Genomic DNA, 16,878 nt, shown 5'->3' with positions numbered 1-16,878 from the left:
CCGCGCCCGCTGCCGCCGTCAGGCTCAGAAGCGCCCGTCGTCCTCGATCCCGCGATGATGCTCCCATTCCCGAACAGTACGGAGGAAAGGCCGCCGTCACGACCGCCGTTCACACCCCCCGCACGGCGCACACTGCTGCACGATGTCTCACCTTCAGCGCGAGGGCAGCCGGTGGACCACGTCTGCTGTGCTCAGCTCCAGGAGGAAACTGAGCACGTCCTCCTCGAGGACCTCTCGGGGGACGCCGAACTCGTCGGCGAGCCCCGCGAGGATCTCGACGGTCGTGGACGGATGCTCGAGCCTTCTCCAGATCGCGTGCGCCGTGCCCTTCAGCACGAGGGGCACGGGAAACGGCGACAACAGGTTCAGCAGCACCGCCTGCGCGTCGTCCTCGACGAAGGCCAGCTGATCGGATCGCGCCCACACGGCGTGATCCAGAGCTCCCGGATCGACGGTGGTCACGAGTGGGTCGCATTCTCTCGGCGACGGCGTCGACGATCGGCGGCGAGCGAGCGCACGAGCCCGAGGAACGCCCGCAGATCTGACAACGACGGCCGATCGAAGCGGACCATCCCCGTCTCCGCAGCCCTCCGGCGCGCCCGGCGTGTGAGACCGATCACGGTCGTCAGCGCGGACACGATCAGCACGATGCGCCGCTTCCCTGTGGCCTCGACGAAGGCGAGCGCCCAGTGATAGCTGGACCGCCCCGTTCCGGCCACCCGCAGATCCCACAACCGGCGCTCGTGCACGGCCAGGTCGTCCGGCACGTCCAGCCCGAGGGCGTGGAGCACCGGGCGGAGGGGGTAGGCGCTGCGGGTGCTCTCGACGAGCAGGAGCAGCGCCTCCCGGTCCGATTCGCTCGCGCCCCTGAGGAACCCGATGACCGACTCGAGCTCGGACGTGCTCCGGGCAAGGAGGGGATCCTTCAGCGCGTGGAGCGCGACGACGACCGCGCCCGCGACCGGGGAGGGCACAGCGACCCTCCTGTGCGCGATCGTCACGGTCCGGTGCGACGTCCACAGCACGTCGAGGACTTCCTCCGGCTCTGCGAAGAATCCGGGGTAGCGGTCGTGCACGTCGATGTCGCAGGTCCACTGCGGATGGAACAGGGTCACGGAGTGCACCGGGTAAGCGCGCGGGGCCGGGCGGTCGGGCCGGGGGATCCATCCGCGCTCGGCCAGCAGGTCGACGAGGCGCTGGACGTCCGCCGGGTGGACGAGCACGTCGACATCGCTGGACACGCGTCTCGTGCGGATGCCCTGTGCATGGGCGGTGGGCCCCTTGATGAACAGGGCGCGGAGCCCGTGCGTGGAGGAGAGGTGCGCGGTGAGGGCGTGTGCGAGGTGTACCGCATCATCGAGGGAGAGCTCGGTCGTCGCGGGTGCGGAGCTCACCGTCGATCCGACAACTGCCGGTGCCGACCGGTGGACGGCGCCGGACGCACCGCCATGGATCGCGACACCGCCGCTGCCCGTCGCTCCGAGTCGAGGCCGGACCGGGCGATCGAGGTCGTCGCCGGCAGCGGCTCGGAGGCGAGCGATGCGGCGTACGCCAGCGCGATCCACACGGTCAAGGCGGTCCACGCGGGGGCGGAGGCCAGAGCGACGGCGAGGAAGACCCCCAGACCCAGTGCCGTCCCGTTGCGCCGATATCCCCGCACGATCAGCATCACGAGGAGGACGGCGAAGAGGGCCAGGGCGATCACTCCGGTCTCGGCAGCGAGCTGGGCGTAGACGTTGTTCGCGAGACCGCGAGAGGCGCCGTTCGAGGTGAGCCCCGCCACCGCCTGGGAGTAGTCGGTCCTCCACACGCCGAACCGGCCGGGTCCGACTCCGAACAGCGGATTGTCCGCGGCCATGGTGAAGCCCGTGCTCGACGACTGGGATCGGACGTTCAGCGAGCGGGTGCCGACGTCGACGGCGCCTGTGCCCAGTCCGAGCTTCGAGAGCTGCGCGAGGACGAAGCGCTGCAGGGCGGGAACGAGCAGGACGATCACCGCGCCCAGCGCGCCGACGCTGAAGATCTGCACTCCCACTCCCCGCTGGGGGCGGAGCGTCGCCGTGAGGACCGCCGCAGAGACGGTCGCGATCAGTGCCGACGTCGACTGCGAGTAGACGAGGCAGGCGACGGCGGCGGCGATTCCGATGCGGTCGCGACGGCGCAGGCAGGCGAACAGCGCGATCCCGGCGAAGAAACCGAGGTAGTTCCCCTCGAGGAACGGGCCGTTCCTCGGCAGGCTGACGCCGAAGGTCGCCCCCATCTGAATCGTCGAGTTGAGGAGAGCGGGCAGCGGGACCCCGGCGAGGTGGAGGGCCAGCTGGATCGCGCAGAAGACGAAAGCGAGGCGGACGGCGATCGAGAGAGCCCGCTCCATGTCCTGGAATCCCAGTCGGTGGCCGACGTACCACCAGACCGCGAGGGCCAGCAGAGCGTATCCGCAGTAGAGGATCATGTCGTTGGTGAAGCCCAGGTCATAGCCGTAGGCGGCTGGAACCTCGGGTTGCTTGAACAGGAATGCCCAGATCGTCGCCAGAACGACCAGCGCACCGAGCCCCAGCACGATCTCCCGTCCCACCGGCGTGTACCGGTCCTTCTGGACGGTGATCACGGAGAAGCCGATGGCCAGGATGACGGCGATCTCGGTGATCTTCAGCGGAGAGCCGACCTGAATGGTGAGCGCCTGCTGGAACGGCATGAAGACGATGGCGAGGAACAGAAGCCGCTGGACGACATCCAGACGCGCCGCGCCCTCTCGCGTCGTCGCGGTCGCAGCGCCCCCTCGAGCCATCGCGCGCCTCATCTCCGACGTGATCGATCATCGATCGTCTCCTGCAGCAGCTCCGTTCAGCTCTGTAGGACTACAGACTAACCACGGTCCCGGTCCCCCGGAGGTGGTCCCCTTTCGACCTCATACCGTCGGCCGGGAGCACATAGGATCGCTCACGGAGTCATGCCGACGGACCGCGTGGTCGGTGAGGGATCCTGTCCGATGGTCATCGACAGGGACCGGAGCCTTCCACGGCTCGGCCAAGCCGGAAGGGCGCGAACGGTTGACAAGCGGATCCACACTCGCTGAGGACTGGCGCGAAGGCGAGCGCACGATCGTGCACGTGACGGAGAGCTTCGGCGCAGGTACCGCGTCGGCGATCAGCGACTACGTAGCGGCCACGCCCGCCTTCCAGCACAGGCTCGTGTATTCACCGCGGGAGGACTCTCCGGTACCGGAGAGCGCCTTCGCGTCGTTCGCAGGCGTGACGGCGCTGCCGACAGGGCACGTCGCCCGAGTCCGCGCTCTGCGAACGGTTCTGGCCGGAATGCCGGGCGCTGTCGTGCACGCGCACTCCAGCTTCGGCGGAGCGTACGCGCGCCTCGCGGTCCGGGCGGGCCGGCGACGTCCGATCGTCTACACGCCGCACTGCTACGGCTTCGAGCGCCGAGACCTCCCGCTGCCCGCCCGGGCGGCGTTCCGGGTCTTCGAGGGCGTCCTCGCCTTCAACACCACCGTGTTCGCCGCCTGCTCAGCTCGCGAGGCCCGTCTGAGCCGGTGGCCGTTCAGCCGGGCGGAGGTCGTGCACGTCCCCAACTCGGTGCCCGCCTCGCTCCCGCCCGCCACTCGCCCCGGCGGGCCGAGGCCTCTCCGCCTCGTCGGCGCCGGTCGGCTCTCGACGCACAAGGATCCCCGATTCTTCGCCGAGGCCGTGGAGGCCGTGCGCGCCGCCGGCCATTCCGTCGACGCGACGTGGATCGGCGGAGGCGAGGGGCGTCACCGCACCGCCCTCGACCAGGCCGGCGTCCACGTCACCGGCTGGCTCAGCCGCGACGAGGCGCTCCGCCGACTGGGCGATGCCGACGTGTACCTGCACAGCGCGCAGTGGGAGGGGATGCCGATGGCCGTTCTGGAGGCGCACGGCATGGGGCTGGCCCTCGTCGTGCGGGACATCCCCGCCTTCGATCGCCTCGGCCTGCCCCTGGTCGCGCACTCCCCCCACGATGTGGCGTCGTACTGGGGCGATCTGGAGGACCCGGCGGCCCGTTCCCGTCTCGTCGCCGCCGCCGAGCACGCCCTCGCCCTGAACACCGTGCAGCACCAGTCGCAGATGCTCGAGCGGCTCTACCTCGGCCTGCTGCCGACCGCCCCTCGGAGGAGGAAGCCATGACGACAGTGCTCGTCTCCGCCCGTGTCCTCGACAGACAGGTCGGCGGCAACACCCGATACGCCCGCACCGTCTACAGCGGGCTCGCCGGACACGGCGTGCAGCACGTGCTGTCCCGACCTCCGATCGAGGGGGGCCGAGCCCGCAGCGCCGTCTACGGCGCCTATGAGGGACTCGTGCTGCCGAGGCTCCGCCCCTCCGGGATCGACGTCCTCCACTTCCCCGCGGACACGGGGCCGCTGGTTCCGAGCCGCCTCCCGATCGTCGGCACGATCCACGGGCTGGCGACACTCCACGTGGACGATGTGCGCAGCCGGAGCTCCGACCGGTTGTGGCGCCTGCGCGTCGCGCGTCTCGCAGCACTCTCGACCACGATCATCACGGTCTCCGATTCCTCCGCCCGGGACATCGCGACTGTCGCACCCGACGCCGCCGGGAAGATCGTCACCATCCCGCACGGGATCGACCACGACACGTTCAACACCCGCTCCACCGACCAGGACTCCGTCGCGCTCGACGAGCTGGGGATCGACGGCCCGTACTTCCTCTACGCGGGCAACCTCGACCCCCGCAAGAACATCATCGAGCTGTGCCGAGCCGCCTCGAAGGTCTTCGACGAGACGGGGGTGCCGCTCCTGGTGTCCGGCGCTCCGGCGTGGGAGAGCGACGCGATCCTCGAGGCGGTCCGCGGAACCCGCGGCGTGCGCTACCTCGGCCGCGTACCGGATGAGGCGCTCGTCCCGCTGCTCCGGGGAGCGCTCGCCTTCTGCTTCCCCTCCACCTACGAGGGCTTCGGCTTCCCGGTCGTCGAGGCCATGGCGTGCGGCGTTCCCGTCATCTGCAGCGATCGCGGGTCGCTCGCCGAGGTGGCGGGCGGCGCGGCGCTGACGCTCACCGACATCGGCGCGACGGCGATCGCCGATCACATGCGCGAGATCGTCGCCGATCCGTCCCTCCGCAACGACCTGCGGAGCCGGGGTCTGATCAACGCTCGACGATTCCACTGGTCGGACTCCATCGCAGCGCATGCTCGCGTCTTCGAGGAGGCCGCGCGGTGAGGGTCACGATCGTCCACGCCTACAGCACCACCAACTCCGGCGACGGCCTGCTCGTCGAGGAGGCGCGGGAGCTGGTCCTCTCGGCCCTGCCGATGGCGGAGATCACGCTCGTCGCCCTCGATCCCGCGAGCTTCGACGAGGAGCTCTACGAGAGTGTCCTGCACCCCCTCACCGGCCGTGCCGGCAGCATCGGCAGCCTCGAGACGCTGCGACGCGGTGGGGTCGCGCTGCTCTCCGGCCGCCGGAGCGCCGGCTACGCCCGGGCGATCGCCGGGTCCGACCTCGTCGTCGGCGTGGGGGGCGGCTACCTCCGCACCAAGAATCCCGTCGAAGTCGTCAAGATGATGTGCACCAACTTCGTCCAGATGCCCCGGCGCGGCGACCGCGTTCCGTTCGTCTACCTTCCGCAGAGCATCGGGCCGCTCAATCTCGGGACCCGCCGTGTGATCGCGGCGCGACTGGCCCGCGCCGTCGGGGTCTTCGCCCGGGACGACCGCTCCGTCGAGGAGCTGTCCGGCCTCGCGAACGTGCACCGCGCTCCGGACATGGCCCTTCTGGGCCTCCCCGACGAGTTCGATCCGAGGACCGTCGTGCGGGCCGGAGCTCCCGGGCCCGTCGGGATCGTCGCCCGCGCGCTGTCCTCGAGCCGGTCGCGACGTGCCGCCTACGAGTCGCGGATCGACGCCCTCGCGCGCGATCCGGAGTCGGAGCTGCTCGCTCAAGCCACCGCTCGCGGCAACAACGATCCGCAGTTCTACGAGCGGCTCGGCCACGAAGGGCCATTCCGCCTGCTCCGCGACGCGGTCGGCAGCGGGGTCGCGGATCGGCCGGCGGTCGTGGTCTCGGTCCGGCTGCACGGCAGCATCCAGACCATCCGCAGCGGCGTTCCGAGTGTCCATCTGAGCTACGAGCGGAAGGGCTGGGGTGCCTACGACGACCTCGGGATCGACCGGTTCGTGCACAACGCCTTCGACGCCGATCTCTCGCTCATCCGCGACCAGATCGCTGAGCTGCGGGAGGACCCGTCCGACTACTGGAGGCGCGTCGGAGACTCCGTGTCGGCGCTGCGGATGCAGCGAGGACGACTCGTCGACCTCCTCGTCGACGCCTCCGGACCGGTCGGGCGCCCGTGAAGATCGTCTTCGCGAGCCACACCGCCGAGGTCGGGGTCTTCCGAGTGGGGAGCCACCACCTGGCTCGCGAGCTCTCGCGCCTCGGGAACACGGTGACGCACGTCTCGACGCCGTCCTCGCTCCTGCACGCGGGGCGCCTGCGGGACGCCACCGTGCGGGCCCGCTTCGGTCTTGCGCTGCGAGGTCCACGCACGGACGCGGCGGGCGTCGTGCACGCCGAACCGCTCACCGTCGCCCCACTGGGATCGCTCCCGGCGCGGATGCGGACGCCGTCTCTGCGGGTGCCGCTGCGGCCCTGGCGGGCGCCCAGTGGGGCGATGCGTCCTGATGTCCTCATCGTCGACCAGCCCCTGATGGGCGTGCCGCTCCTCGAGCTCCTGCAGCCGAAGCGTGTCGTCTACCGGCCCACGGACGCTCATTTCGAACCGGGGATGCGGGCGGCGGAGATCGAGCTCCTCGAGCGGGCGGACGCTCTCGTCGCCACGTCGGAGCCGGTGCTGCGCGCGGTCTCCGAGGGAGTGGCCGCGCCGGAGCGCACGCTGGTCCTCGAGAACGGAGTCGAGTACGAGCGGTTCCACGGTCTCGGTGCCGAGCGTGCGGGAGTCGTCTACCTCGGGGCGCTCGACCGCCGCTTCGACTGGGGAGGAGTCCGGATGCTCGCCTCGGCGTTCCCTGACGTCCCCTTCCGACTCGCCGGTCCGCTCCCGAAGAACGTGGAGACGCTGCCCGCGAACGTGGAGCTGCTCGGCGCCGTGCCCTACTCCCGGGCGCCCGCGCTGCTGAAGAGCGCCCGCGTCGGGCTGCTCCCGCTCTCGGACGACCCGGGCAACGCGGGTCGCAGCCCGATGAAGTACTTCGAGTACCTCGCCGCCGGCCTCAGGATCGTCTCGTCCGCCTCCCCTGCACTGCGAGCCCGCTCCGCCCCTGGCGTCTGGCTCTACGACGACCCTGCGGGCGCAGAGAACGGGCTGCGGTCCGCGCTGGAGGCTGCGGCGTCGGGACCCAACCGGGAGGGCTCGGTCTACGCGGAGCAGTACGGCTGGCACCGTCGCGCCGCCGACCTCGCACAGCTGCTCGACGCGGTGCTGGCGGCACCGCGCCGAGTGCGGCGCTGACGGCCCGTCCTCAGCGCCGCCAGCGGTCGATCGGGAAGGCGTCCAGCAGGGGCGCCGGATCCCACGCAGCCAGCGGGCGTCTAGGAGTGCAGCCGGATCCGCGTCGCGTGAGCCACGGCGGAGTCGAGATCATCGAAGAGGGTGTACTCCGACCCGGTCCGTCCTGTCCCCTCGAAGTAGTCCTGGTACGTGAACGGCGGCTCGGCGCTGAACGCCTCATTCGACTCCCTGCGGCTCGTTCATCGATTCAGCTCGGAATGCCGGAGGAAGCGGGGGTCTGCGCGGAGGCGAGCGAGCGTCGCCGCTCTCCTCCCCTTCCCGCCTCGTCCTCGACCTCGGCCTGCAGCGACGAGCGCCTCGTACACGGCGCCGTGCAGCGCTCCCACGAGGGAACGCTCGCGCTTGGACAGGTCGGGTCGCTCCCTCTCTCCGTGCCGGCGCGCTCGCTCGAGGCCCGCCTCCAACGCCGCCGGCGACACGGGGCCGTCGAACAGCTCCACCCAGCCGCTCCCGACCTCCGCGGCGAGGGCCCGCGTCGATCCGGTCGCCGGGACCAGGATCGTCTTCCGCGCGCCGAGGGCGAGCAGCGCGGCTCCGGAGTTGTAGAGGTACTTGTACGGCAGGGTGACGAGGTCCGCGCCTGCCAGGAGCTCGTCCAGCTCGGCGTCGTCGATGTGGCCGAGCCGCAGGTGGACGCGACCGTCGGCTCCGACCGCTCTGCGCACCTCGTCGGCGTACTCGGGGACAGCGGCCGCGCCGGCGATGACGAGTTCGCCGTCGGTGAGTGCGCTGAAGGCCGCGATCAGCTCCTCGAGTCCCTTGTAGGGCCGGATCTGCCCGAAGAACAGGATGCGCCGACCCGCTTCACGGGGGCCCGGGACAGAGGCCGACTCCGGATAGGCGCCGTGCAGGACGACGACTCCCCGGTCCAGGTCGTTCTCGTCGGACTCGTTCAGATAGATGCGGACGTCCGTGAGCCGGTCCAGCCAGCGCGCGAGGAGAGTCTCGACGGCACTGCCCGATTCGTGCGGTCGGAGGTTGTGCATCGTCACGACGACCGGCGTCCCCGACGCGAGCAGCCGGGCGATGAGCCCGAAGGCGAGGGCGGACTTCAGCCAGCGGCGCGGACCGCGCGGGGCACGGAAGAGGTACTCCGGCCAGTGCACGTGGAAGACGTCGTAGCGCCCGAGAAGGGCACGTCGCCAGGTGAACGCGACCGGTTCCACCGACGCCGGGAACGAACCGACGAGCAGCTCGATGTAGGGGTTGCTCGAGCCGGAGAAGTCCTTCACGGAGAAGAGCGCCCGGATCATTCGCGTGCTTCTCCTTCGTTCGTCTCTTCGGCGGACCGCCCCGGGCACCACGAGACGACCTGGGAGAGGGCACCACGGCCTGTGATCGGACCGCGACACGCCCGCTTCGGCGACGGAGCGGACGACCTCGGCCGGCGAGGGATGGTCTGACGCTACCAGTCGGGTTTCTCGAGGTCCGTCACCCGCCGCCCCCGTCAGAGTTCGGTGATGACGATCTCCGAGAAGCGAGTCACTCCTGCTGTCACCGATCCGAAGGTGAACCGCAGCCGGAAGTGCGTCGCCCACGCAGGAGCGACCCGGTTCCAGGTCGTCTGCTGATAGGTCTTGCGGAAGGGAGCCTGCGCGTTCGCGCCGGCGAGGTCGAGATTCGACACCGGGCGAGCGCTGCTCCGAGCGACGATCGGGATCCCCGACGAGGACACGCCGGTCACGGCGACGAAGGATTCGGACACGTACATCGTGCCCGTCGACGTGGATCCCGCGATGGTGAAGTCGACGCCGTACAGCAGCCCCGCTGTGACGGGGACGTCGATGGAGACCGCCGGACCGGGACCGCCGGCCACTCGGGTCATCAGCAGCTGGTTGCCGCTGGTGGTCAGCGTCATGGACGGGCTGGTGGTGCGGCTCGTCGCGTCGGCGCCGTTGAGGAACGCGTCGACGGGCGCTGCGAGAGAGAAGTTCCCGTCGACGAGCTTGTTCGCCGCCTTCGAATGCAGAATCGACCCCTGCCCCGAACCGCTGCCGTTCCCGTCCGAGGTGACGTGCTGGCTGATACGGACCTTCGCAGTGCCACCGGCGAGATATCCCGATTTCATCTGCGTATTGAACATCGACAGTTGATGGACCTGGATTCCGCCGCCCCACCCTCCTGCAGTGGTCTCGAAGAGGTAGTTGGCCACCGGGACCTGATGGAAGAAGAGGTGTCCGCCTGAGATCGAGATCTGCGCAGCTGTACTCGACCCGGTGACGAACTGCGAGAGCGTGGAGTTCGCGCCGCTCTCGTTGATCTCGATATGCGGCTGGTGCAGGATCACCCGACCCGCGTCGACCTTCACGGCCTGCACGCAGAAGTCGATCGACGTCGAGACGAAGTGCAGCTCGCCGTTCGGGTTGGCGTTGTAGACGCCGAGGGTGCTGGTGCCGATACCACCGCCGATGAACTTGATGTTCTCGCCGTAGTTGACTCTGCCTGCGGGCATGGAAACGGCCGTCCTGCAGCGGAAGATGTGGAAGTTGTAGAAGCTGATCAGGAACGCATCGTTCTCGAAGGACACGCCGGTCCCGAAGCCCGAGATCTCCAGGCCCCAGAGTCCGAGCCCGCGCGTGGTGGCGGCAGTCGTGCTGTCGGTGTTGAACAGGATTCCGGTGCTGGCCGTCGCGGACGCTCCCGGCCCCAGCAGACGGAGTCCGGTGATCGCCGCCCTGTTGTTGGGGTAGCCGGACGTGGCACTGCCGATCACCGTGAGAGCAGGACCGCTGGTGATGGCGGTCGCATTCAGCGGACCGCAGGTGAACTCGAGCGAGATGTACGAGGAGTCGATCACGAGGGTGCGCGTGATCTTGAAGCTCTTCGAGATCGTCAACGTGACCTCTTGGCGAGCGGCGACGAAATAGTCGATCGCGGCGCGGAGCTTGTCCTCGTCAGTGGTCCCGGCGAATTCGAGGTAGTTGTGGATTCCGTTGACGCGGGTCGCAGGTATAGTCTCGTCCGCGGCTTCCGCGGCGGGTGCGGCGACGACGGCGGCCGCGGCCGCGGCCCCTCCGTAGCGGAGGAACGTGCGGCGGGATCCGGGTCCTGTTTCGAGAGTCGTCGTCATCTCCTCATGCTCGGATCATCCCGCCATCGGCTGTCGACGGCCGCACCCCCCGACCGCGGAGGGAAGCAGAGGAGACTCTGTCGTTTTCCTGGAACGACGACGCGGATCCATGGTTCCGCCCCTAGAAGGGGGGCCCAAGGGGCGGATCCTTCTTCACGAGCGGCCGCTCTCACAGGATTGCAGGATCAGCAGCTTGCCGAACGCCAGCACCTGATAGACCACCGCCAGAGTCCACTCGCTCACCCGCCGCGGCTCGTCGACCGAGCCGACCGAGAACGGTGTGCGCAGGCAGCGAGACGCGATCGTGCGGACCCGGGTCACATGCGGAGTGGAGGTCATCAGTGCCACCGAGGTCCAGTCGTACTCCGAGGAGAGCGTGTTCAGCTCGGAGATCTCACCGCCCGTAGTGAACGGGGAGGGAGTGAAGCAGACGACTCTGACCTCCTCGCCGGCATCGCATTCGGCTCGGGCGAACGAACCGTTCTCCAGGCGCGGAGTCGAGAGCACGAGGGTGACATCCCGGTGCTCCTCGAGCAGAGCGAGCGCACGGCCGACCCTGCGATCAGTAGCAGGACCCAGCACCACGAGCGCATCGGCTCCCCCCACGGGATCGAGAACGGGGCGGACGAAGAGGGGCACCGCCACCGCGGCGAGCAGTGCGACGGCGAGGAGGACGGCGAGCCACGTGCGCCAGAGGATCCGCAGTGAGCGTGCGGCGGATCGATTCGGGACGACTCGTCGGAGGATCGTGCCGACCAGCGCCCCGACCGCCGTGCCCGCGAGAACCGAGAGGAGGCCGTACAGCACGCCACCGACCGACGGCGGAGTGACGATCATCTCGACGGTCGACGCCCCCTCGAGCAGCGCGAGCACTCCGAGTGCGGGGACGAAGGGTCGACGGCTGCTCGCCGCCACCAGCGCGGCTGCCGCCGCTGCAGCCGGTGAGGCGAGAGCGCAGACTGCGATCCCTTCTCCACCCAGGGCGTGGACGAGACCAGTCGGATCATGGGAGCGGGCGATCCGGACGAACTGCCGCGAGGAGTCCGATCCGAAGGGATCGGCGCAGACGAGCAGGAGCAGAAAGGCGAGGACCGCCGTGGTCCCGGCGACCCGCAGGCGCCACCGGCTCACCGGAGCCTCCCCGGCCGACCGTGTCACGCCCAGCAGCCCGCCTCCGCGGACGCGAGGCGATCGCGCTCGCGTGCGCGCCTGAGGACGGGAAGGACGGGGAGGTCCGAGAAGAGCGTCACAGGAGCGAACACTACCCAGGGGAAGGGACGAGGAGGACCTGAGCGGTCGGGCTTCCGCCGGATCCTCGCCGGCGGGTGGCACGCCGACAGGAGACGATGCGCAGGACTGCGGGTGGACGGGATCGCGACTCCGCCTCCAGCCCTCCGGGTCGGCCTCCGAGCCCGACGCCCCCGGGACCGCGTCCCCGGCGCCGCCTAGTCGTTGCCGAGGATGACGATGGCGGCAGTGGGGGGAAGCGCGTCCTCGTGATAGCGCTCGATCTCGTCGATGGCGATCGGGTCGGCCTGCTGGAGGAACTGGGTGAGGCGGGTGACCTCCTCGGTCTCGCCGATGGAGTCGGCGGCGCGGCGGAGGGCGTAGAGGGCGAGGAGGAAACCGCGGTTGGGTCCGTGGCGCCACGGGATGGGACCCTGGCCGCGCCAGCCGGCGGATCGCAGGAGGTCCAGACCGCGGTGGTAGCCGACGCGGGCGTAGGCGTAGGAGGGGAGGGCCGCGTCGATGCCCCAGACGCTGTCGGCGAGCAGTGCCCAGGCCAGCGGGGAGCGCGGGTGGGCGGCGGCGAGGGCGGCGAATTCGACGGCTCCCGGGTTCGCGTGCTTCGCGAGGGCCGCGGTGACCGCGGGCTCGTCGGGGAGGAGGGTCGGTTCGGGGCCCAGCAGGTTCTCGCCACTCATGCCTCCCAGGCTATCCCGCTCGCGGCTGTGCGGGTCCGGGGTCCGGCCGTCCGGCGCACGGCGGTCGTCCCTCCACAGGGGCGTCAGCGGAGGGAGCCGGGCGGTTCGCCGGTCGTCGCCGTCGTGCGCGGGGGTGCCGCCGATAGCATCGACCCATGGCGACGAACCGCAGTGAAGTCGAGGCCTGGCTCACGGACATGGACGGCGTGCTGGTGCACGAGAACAAGGCGCTCCCCGGCGCGCCCGAGCTGATCCAGGAGTGGACCGATTCGGGCACGCCGTTCCTGGTGCTGACGAACAACTCGATCTTCACGCCGCGGGATCTGGCGGCGCGGCTGCGCGGGTCGGGGCTGCACGTGCCGGAGGAGCGGATCTGGACGAGCGCTCTGGCGACGGCGGACTTCTGCGCGTCGCAGAAGCCGGGCGGGAGCGCGTTCGTGATCGGCGAGGCGGGGATCACCACCGCGCTGCACGAGGCGGGCTTCATCATGACGGAGACGGCGCCGGACTACGTGGTCGTGGGCGAGACCCGCAATTACAGCTTCGAGGCGATCACGAAGGCGATCCGCCTGATCGTCGCGGGTGCGCGCTTCATCGTCACCAATCCCGATGCGACGGGGCCGAGCGCCGAGGGCGTGCTCCCGGCGACGGGAGCTATCGCGGCGCTCATCACGAAGGCGACGGGCAAGGATCCGTACGTCGTCGGCAAGCCGAACCCGATGATGTTCCGCTCGGCGATGAACAAGATCGGCGCGCACAGCGAGAACACCGGGATGATCGGCGACCGGATGGACACCGACATCGTCGCGGGCATCGAGGCGGGCCTGCACACCGTGCTGGTGCTGACGGGGATCAGCGACGAGGCCGAGATCGAGCGCTACCCGTTCCGCCCGGACGAGGTGCTGAGCGGGGTGCACGAGCTCCTGTCGTCGGAGCCGCTGGAGTCGGAGTTCCCGCCGGATTCGGCGGTCTGAGTCCCGGCGGCCCGGCAGCGGGCCGGGCGCCGGTTCCTGACACGGCACCGCGGCTCGCGGGGGTCAGAAGCGGACGTGCTGCAGCACCCAGGCGTGCATCGCGACGGCTGCCGCCGCCGAGGCGTTGATCGACCGGGTCGAGCCGAACTGCGTGATCTCGAGCACGGCCTCCGAGGCGGCGATCGCCTCCTCCGAGAGGCCGGGTCCCTCCTGCCCGAACAGCAGGAGGCAGCGCTCGGGGAGCCGGTAGGTCTCGAGCGGAACGCAGCCGGGGACGTTGTCGACGGCGAGGAGGGGCACGTCCGCCTCCGCGGCCCACTTCACGAGGTCGGCCACCGTCTCGTGGTGCTGGACGTGCTGGTAGCGGTCGGTGACCATCGCGCCGCGCTTGTTCCAGCGCCGCCGGCCGACGATGTGGACGCCCTCCGCGCCGAACGCATTGGCGCTGCGGACGATCGAGCCGATGTTCATGTCGTGCTGCCAGTTCTCGATCGCGACGTGGAACGGGTGCCGCGTGCGGTCGAGCTCCGCGACGATCGCGTCCATCCGCCAGTAGCGGAAGCGGTCGACCACGTTGCGCGCGTCGCCGCGCTCCAGCAGCTCCGGGTCGAGGCGGTCGTCCTCGGGCCGCTCGCCCTGCCAGGGGCCGACGCCGTTCGTGGTGAGCTCCACGGAGGCGGTGGGTCCGGTCGCGGGGGTCGCCTCGTTCTCCTGCACGACGAGCGATCCTACTGGGCGCTCCGCGGCTCGGCCGGGTGCACCGGGCAGGTGCCCGGCGGCGTCCCCCGAAGCCTGAGGGACGGCGCGCGTCAGGCCGCGGGGGTGCCGGCGAGGGAGCCGGTCAGCTCGCCGCCGCCCGCCCGGTCGACGAAGCAGTAGTAGCTGCGCTCGCCCGCGTCCCACTGCTCCTGGGTGACGGGGAACGCACCGGCGACCTGCACGTCGCCGTAGGTCTCGGCCGCGGCGACGTCCACGACGCCCTGCGCCTGGCAGAGCGAGGAGACGGTGACGGCCAGGGCGTCCTGGCCGGGGAACGCCGCGTCGGTCAGCTCCGCGGTGGCGACGAGCTGGGCGGAGTGGGCCCCCGCGCAGTCCACGACGGTGAACTCCTCCGCCCAGACGGAGTCGAAGGGCTCGACGCACTCGCCGCCGAGGAGCGCGCTCCAGGCCCAGGTGCCGACGGGCAGCGGTCCGACGGTCGGGAGGGTCGCGGTCGGCGTGGGCGAGGGGGTCGGCTCCGCCGTGGGCGTCTCGCTGACGACCGGGACGGCCTGCGGCTCTGCTCGGCCGCCGGCGCTCCCGACGGCGATGCCGATCGCGAAGAGCCCGGCGAGGAGGATCACCGCACCCGCCGCGATCAGGCCGATCAGGAGCCGGCGTCGGCTGAGCGTGCGCCACGCGGGCGCTGCGGCGGTCGCCGAGTCGCGTTCGCGGCTCTCGGGTCGGGACCGGGCGGAGCGGCGCTTCCGCGGCGGAGCGGCGTTGACGTGGGCGGCCGCGGGAGCGGTGCGGAAGGGCGCGGGCTCGGCGCGGTCGGCGGGCTCGGCGGCCGGCTCGAGGTTCCACGAGTAGGCGCCGGCGGTCTCGCGCCACAGCTCCTCGTCGCCGCCGTCCTCGTCGGGCTCGTCCTGCGGAGCGACGACCTGCTCCCACACGGGCGGCTGGTCCCAGTCCCCGCGCGGGTCGGGCCACTCGTAGACGGCGGGCGGAGTCGGCTCGCGCGGAGTCGGCGGGGTCGCGCCGACCGGGCGTCCGTCAGCGGGGTAGAGGGCGCCGGAGCGGTCCGCCGGGTCGACGTCGGTCGAGGATCCGGCATCGGGCTCGTCGTCCGGCCGGTGGGCGCTGCGCAGTCCGGCGGGGGCGGTCGGCAGGTCGGCGGGAGGGTCGGTGTGCGGCAGGACCGGGCGCACGGAGTCCGCCCCGCGGCGGTGCACCTCGGTGCGGCCGGCATCGGTGGAGGCGTCGGAGCCGGAGCCGTCGGCGTCGTCGTCGCGGAGGGGGGCGAAGAACGCGTCGAAGGCGTCCTCGTCGGACACGTCCGCGTCGGAGGCACTCGTGTCGCGGGCAGTCGTCCCACCGGCACCCGCCTCGCGGACACCCGTCTCGCGGGCACCCGTCTCGTGCACTCCCATGGCGCGGGCTCCCGTGTCGGAGACTCCCGTGTCGTCGCCCGGAGAGCTCCGTCCCTCGGCGGAGACGCCGTCGCGGTCGGAGGAGCGCTCCGGCTCCACGACCGTTCCGCGATCGGCGTCGGCGTCCTGCTCCTCCACCCGAGCGGAGTCGTCCGCGGGTTTCGGGAGGTCGCCGCCGGCCTCCTCGGCGGCGGGCGTCGCGCTCAGCACGGGCTCCCCCGGCCACAGGCCGACCGGAGCGGCAGGGGCACGGCGCGGCGCCGCGTCGGAGTTGCTGTCGCTGTCGCTGTCGCTGTTGCTGTCGCGGTCGCGGTCGCTCGACGACGGTCCGGCCGCGTCGGCGGAGGAGGCCGACTCGCTCGCAACCCTCCGCTCCTCCGCTGACGCGTGGGCCTCGTCGGCTGCGGACTCAGCAGGACCGGACGTCCGCTCCGCGCGCGACTCCTCCACGGGAGGGACGGGGCGGGGCGAGTCGAAGATGCTCTTCAGGCGGCCGCCGCTGAGCTGCTGGAGCAGCCACTCGCTGCTGCCGACGGGACGCTCCGGCTCGGGTCGCTCCGGCTCGGCACGCTCCGGCTCGGCACGCTCCGGCTCGGAGGCCTCCGATCCGGCAGGCTCCGGCTCGCGGCCCTCGGACCCGCGGCGCTCCGGCTCCGGGTGCTCGCCGCCTCCCGGGCCCCCGCCGCGTCCCCCCTCGTCGACCATCAGCTCAGGCCGAGGTCGGCCAGACCGATCGCGGCGAAGTACGGGTAGCCGGCGTCCTCGATGATCTCGCGGGCACCGGTCGCGCGGTCGACGACGACGGCGACTCCTGCGATCTCGGCGCCGACCTTCAGCAGGGCCTCGATCGCCTTCAGCGGCGAGCCGCCGGTGGTGGACGTGTCCTCGACGACGACGACGCGCTTGCCCTCGAGGTCGGGGCCCTCGACCTGCCGGCCGCGGCCGTGGTCCTTGGGCTCCTTGCGCACGACGAACGCGTCGTAGGCGAGACCGCGGGCGGCGCCCTGATGGAGGATCGCGGCGGCGATCGGGTCGGCTCCCATGGTGAGGCCGCCGACGGCGTCGACGCGCTCGAGCGGCGCGATGAGGTCGAGCATGACCTGCCCGATCAGCGGCGCGACCCGGTGGTCGAGGCTCACGCGGCGCAGGTCGACGTAGTACGACGCCTTCTTGCCGCTCGTGAGGGTGAAGTCCCCGTGGAAGACGGCGTCGGAGCCGATGTACTCGATGAGCTGCTGGCGTGCGTCGGTCACGCGC

The 16,878-nt window shown here is 71.1% G+C and carries 15 protein-coding genes; 5 read left to right on the top strand and 10 right to left on the bottom strand.

The annotated features are described in order from the left end of the window. Nucleotides 1-153: 153 nt before the first annotated feature. From C5C36_RS17580 to C5C36_RS08420, 3 genes are read right to left on the bottom strand one after another with little or no spacing between them, the layout of a single operon-like run. Complete coding sequence (locus tag C5C36_RS17580; RefSeq protein WP_181027179.1) at nucleotides 154-462, bottom strand: PqqD family protein; 309 nt, start codon at nucleotides 460-462, stop codon at nucleotides 154-156. After that, entirely contained in the window at nucleotides 459-1,394 is a 936-nt protein-coding gene (locus tag C5C36_RS17575) for a nucleotidyltransferase family protein (protein WP_181027180.1), read from the bottom strand. The genes C5C36_RS17580 and C5C36_RS17575 overlap by 4 nt, the downstream gene beginning before the upstream one ends. Further along, nucleotides 1,391-2,788, bottom strand: coding sequence for an O-antigen ligase (locus C5C36_RS08420; protein WP_181065640.1), 1,398 nt, complete (start codon nucleotides 2,786-2,788; stop codon nucleotides 1,391-1,393). The genes C5C36_RS17575 and C5C36_RS08420 overlap by 4 nt, the downstream gene beginning before the upstream one ends. On the opposite strand from C5C36_RS08420, the gene C5C36_RS08415 reads away from it, so the two are divergent. From C5C36_RS08415 to C5C36_RS08400, 4 genes are read left to right on the top strand one after another with little or no spacing between them, the layout of a single operon-like run. After that, on the top strand, nucleotides 2,670-4,157 hold the full coding sequence (locus C5C36_RS08415) for a glycosyltransferase family 4 protein (protein ID WP_104260968.1): 1,488 nt from the start codon (nucleotides 2,670-2,672) through the stop codon (nucleotides 4,155-4,157). The two genes, C5C36_RS08420 and C5C36_RS08415, sit on opposite strands and share 119 nt — an antisense overlap. Then, nucleotides 4,154-5,212 carry a glycosyltransferase family 1 protein gene (locus C5C36_RS08410; RefSeq protein ID WP_104225715.1) on the top strand — a complete coding sequence of 353 codons (1,059 nt, stop codon included), beginning with the start codon at nucleotides 4,154-4,156 and terminating at the stop codon, nucleotides 5,210-5,212. The genes C5C36_RS08415 and C5C36_RS08410 overlap by 4 nt, the downstream gene beginning before the upstream one ends. Further along, nucleotides 5,209-6,345 (top strand): polysaccharide pyruvyl transferase family protein, encoded by a 1,137-nt coding sequence (locus C5C36_RS08405; RefSeq protein ID WP_181133794.1) that lies wholly within the window; start codon nucleotides 5,209-5,211, stop codon nucleotides 6,343-6,345. Before C5C36_RS08410 ends, C5C36_RS08405 begins: the two co-directional genes overlap by 4 nt. Then, nucleotides 6,342-7,460, top strand: a complete 1,119-nt coding sequence (locus C5C36_RS08400) for a glycosyltransferase (protein WP_104262618.1) — start codon at nucleotides 6,342-6,344, stop codon at nucleotides 7,458-7,460. The genes C5C36_RS08405 and C5C36_RS08400 overlap by 4 nt, the downstream gene beginning before the upstream one ends. Before the next feature lie 239 nt (nucleotides 7,461-7,699). Here the strand turns inward: C5C36_RS08400 and C5C36_RS08395 are convergent, their stop codons facing one another. From C5C36_RS08395 to C5C36_RS08380, 4 genes are all read right to left on the bottom strand, one after another. Continuing rightward, nucleotides 7,700-8,773 carry a glycosyltransferase gene (locus tag C5C36_RS08395; RefSeq protein ID WP_104222797.1) on the bottom strand — a complete coding sequence of 358 codons (1,074 nt, stop codon included), beginning with the start codon at nucleotides 8,771-8,773 and terminating at the stop codon, nucleotides 7,700-7,702. 194 nt (nucleotides 8,774-8,967) lie between these two features. Next, on the bottom strand, nucleotides 8,968-10,590 hold the full coding sequence (locus C5C36_RS08390) for a twin-arginine translocation signal domain-containing protein (protein ID WP_104222798.1): 1,623 nt from the start codon (nucleotides 10,588-10,590) through the stop codon (nucleotides 8,968-8,970). Between the two features lie 153 nt (nucleotides 10,591-10,743). Then, entirely contained in the window at nucleotides 10,744-11,721 is a 978-nt protein-coding gene (locus C5C36_RS08385; RefSeq protein ID WP_104222799.1) for an ElyC/SanA/YdcF family protein, read from the bottom strand. Nucleotides 11,722-12,035: 314 nt separating this feature from the next. Continuing rightward, nucleotides 12,036-12,515, bottom strand: coding sequence for a DUF3151 domain-containing protein (locus C5C36_RS08380; protein WP_104225720.1), 480 nt, complete (start codon nucleotides 12,513-12,515; stop codon nucleotides 12,036-12,038). A 155-nt stretch (nucleotides 12,516-12,670) separates the two neighbouring features. Here C5C36_RS08380 and C5C36_RS08375 point away from each other — a divergent pair, with 155 nt between their 5' ends. Further along, entirely contained in the window at nucleotides 12,671-13,489 is an 819-nt protein-coding gene (locus C5C36_RS08375) for an HAD-IIA family hydrolase (protein WP_104225721.1), read from the top strand. A gap of 63 nt (nucleotides 13,490-13,552) precedes the next feature. Here C5C36_RS08375 and C5C36_RS08370 read toward each other — a convergent pair whose 3' ends face one another. The 3 genes from C5C36_RS08370 to pyrE all read right to left on the bottom strand — a co-directional run bounded on the left by C5C36_RS08370 (nucleotide 13,553) and on the right by pyrE (nucleotide 16,874). Continuing rightward, nucleotides 13,553-14,206, bottom strand: coding sequence for a TrmH family RNA methyltransferase (locus tag C5C36_RS08370; protein WP_104297344.1), 654 nt, complete (start codon nucleotides 14,204-14,206; stop codon nucleotides 13,553-13,555). A gap of 92 nt (nucleotides 14,207-14,298) precedes the next feature. Next, nucleotides 14,299-16,326: a septum formation family protein gene (locus C5C36_RS08365; protein ID WP_104309567.1), complete on the bottom strand. Its 2,028-nt coding sequence runs from the start codon at nucleotides 16,324-16,326 to the stop codon at nucleotides 14,299-14,301. Further along, nucleotides 16,326-16,874 (bottom strand): orotate phosphoribosyltransferase, encoded by a 549-nt coding sequence (pyrE, locus tag C5C36_RS08360; RefSeq protein ID WP_104225724.1) that lies wholly within the window; start codon nucleotides 16,872-16,874, stop codon nucleotides 16,326-16,328. The genes C5C36_RS08365 and pyrE overlap by 1 nt, the downstream gene beginning before the upstream one ends. Nucleotides 16,875-16,878 lie beyond the last annotated feature (4 nt).

The organism is Rathayibacter sp. AY1G1, assembly GCF_002932095.1.
In the GTDB taxonomy this organism is placed as follows: domain Bacteria; phylum Actinomycetota; class Actinomycetes; order Actinomycetales; family Microbacteriaceae; genus Rathayibacter.
Note: the sequence above shows the minus strand (reverse complement) of the source record. Positions and strands in the feature narration are given on the sequence as shown.

Coding starts and splice junctions, on each gene's coding strand:
- C5C36_RS08410 (WP_104225715.1), top strand. CDS start 4,154: ATGACGACAGTGCTCGTCTCCGCCCGTGTCCTCGACAGACAGGTCGGC.
- C5C36_RS08415 (WP_104260968.1), top strand. CDS start 2,670: ATGGTGAGCGCCTGCTGGAACGGCATGAAGACGATGGCGAGGAACAGA.
- C5C36_RS08420 (WP_181065640.1), bottom strand. CDS start 2,788: ATGGCTCGAGGGGGCGCTGCGACCGCGACGACGCGAGAGGGCGCGGCG.
- C5C36_RS08365 (WP_104309567.1), bottom strand. CDS start 16,326: ATGGTCGACGAGGGGGGACGCGGCGGGGGCCCGGGAGGCGGCGAGCAC.
- C5C36_RS08390 (WP_104222798.1), bottom strand. CDS start 10,590: ATGACGACGACTCTCGAAACAGGACCCGGATCCCGCCGCACGTTCCTC.
- C5C36_RS08375 (WP_104225721.1), top strand. CDS start 12,671: ATGGCGACGAACCGCAGTGAAGTCGAGGCCTGGCTCACGGACATGGAC.
- C5C36_RS08395 (WP_104222797.1), bottom strand. CDS start 8,773: ATGATCCGGGCGCTCTTCTCCGTGAAGGACTTCTCCGGCTCGAGCAAC.
- C5C36_RS08380 (WP_104225720.1), bottom strand. CDS start 12,515: ATGAGTGGCGAGAACCTGCTGGGCCCCGAACCGACCCTCCTCCCCGAC.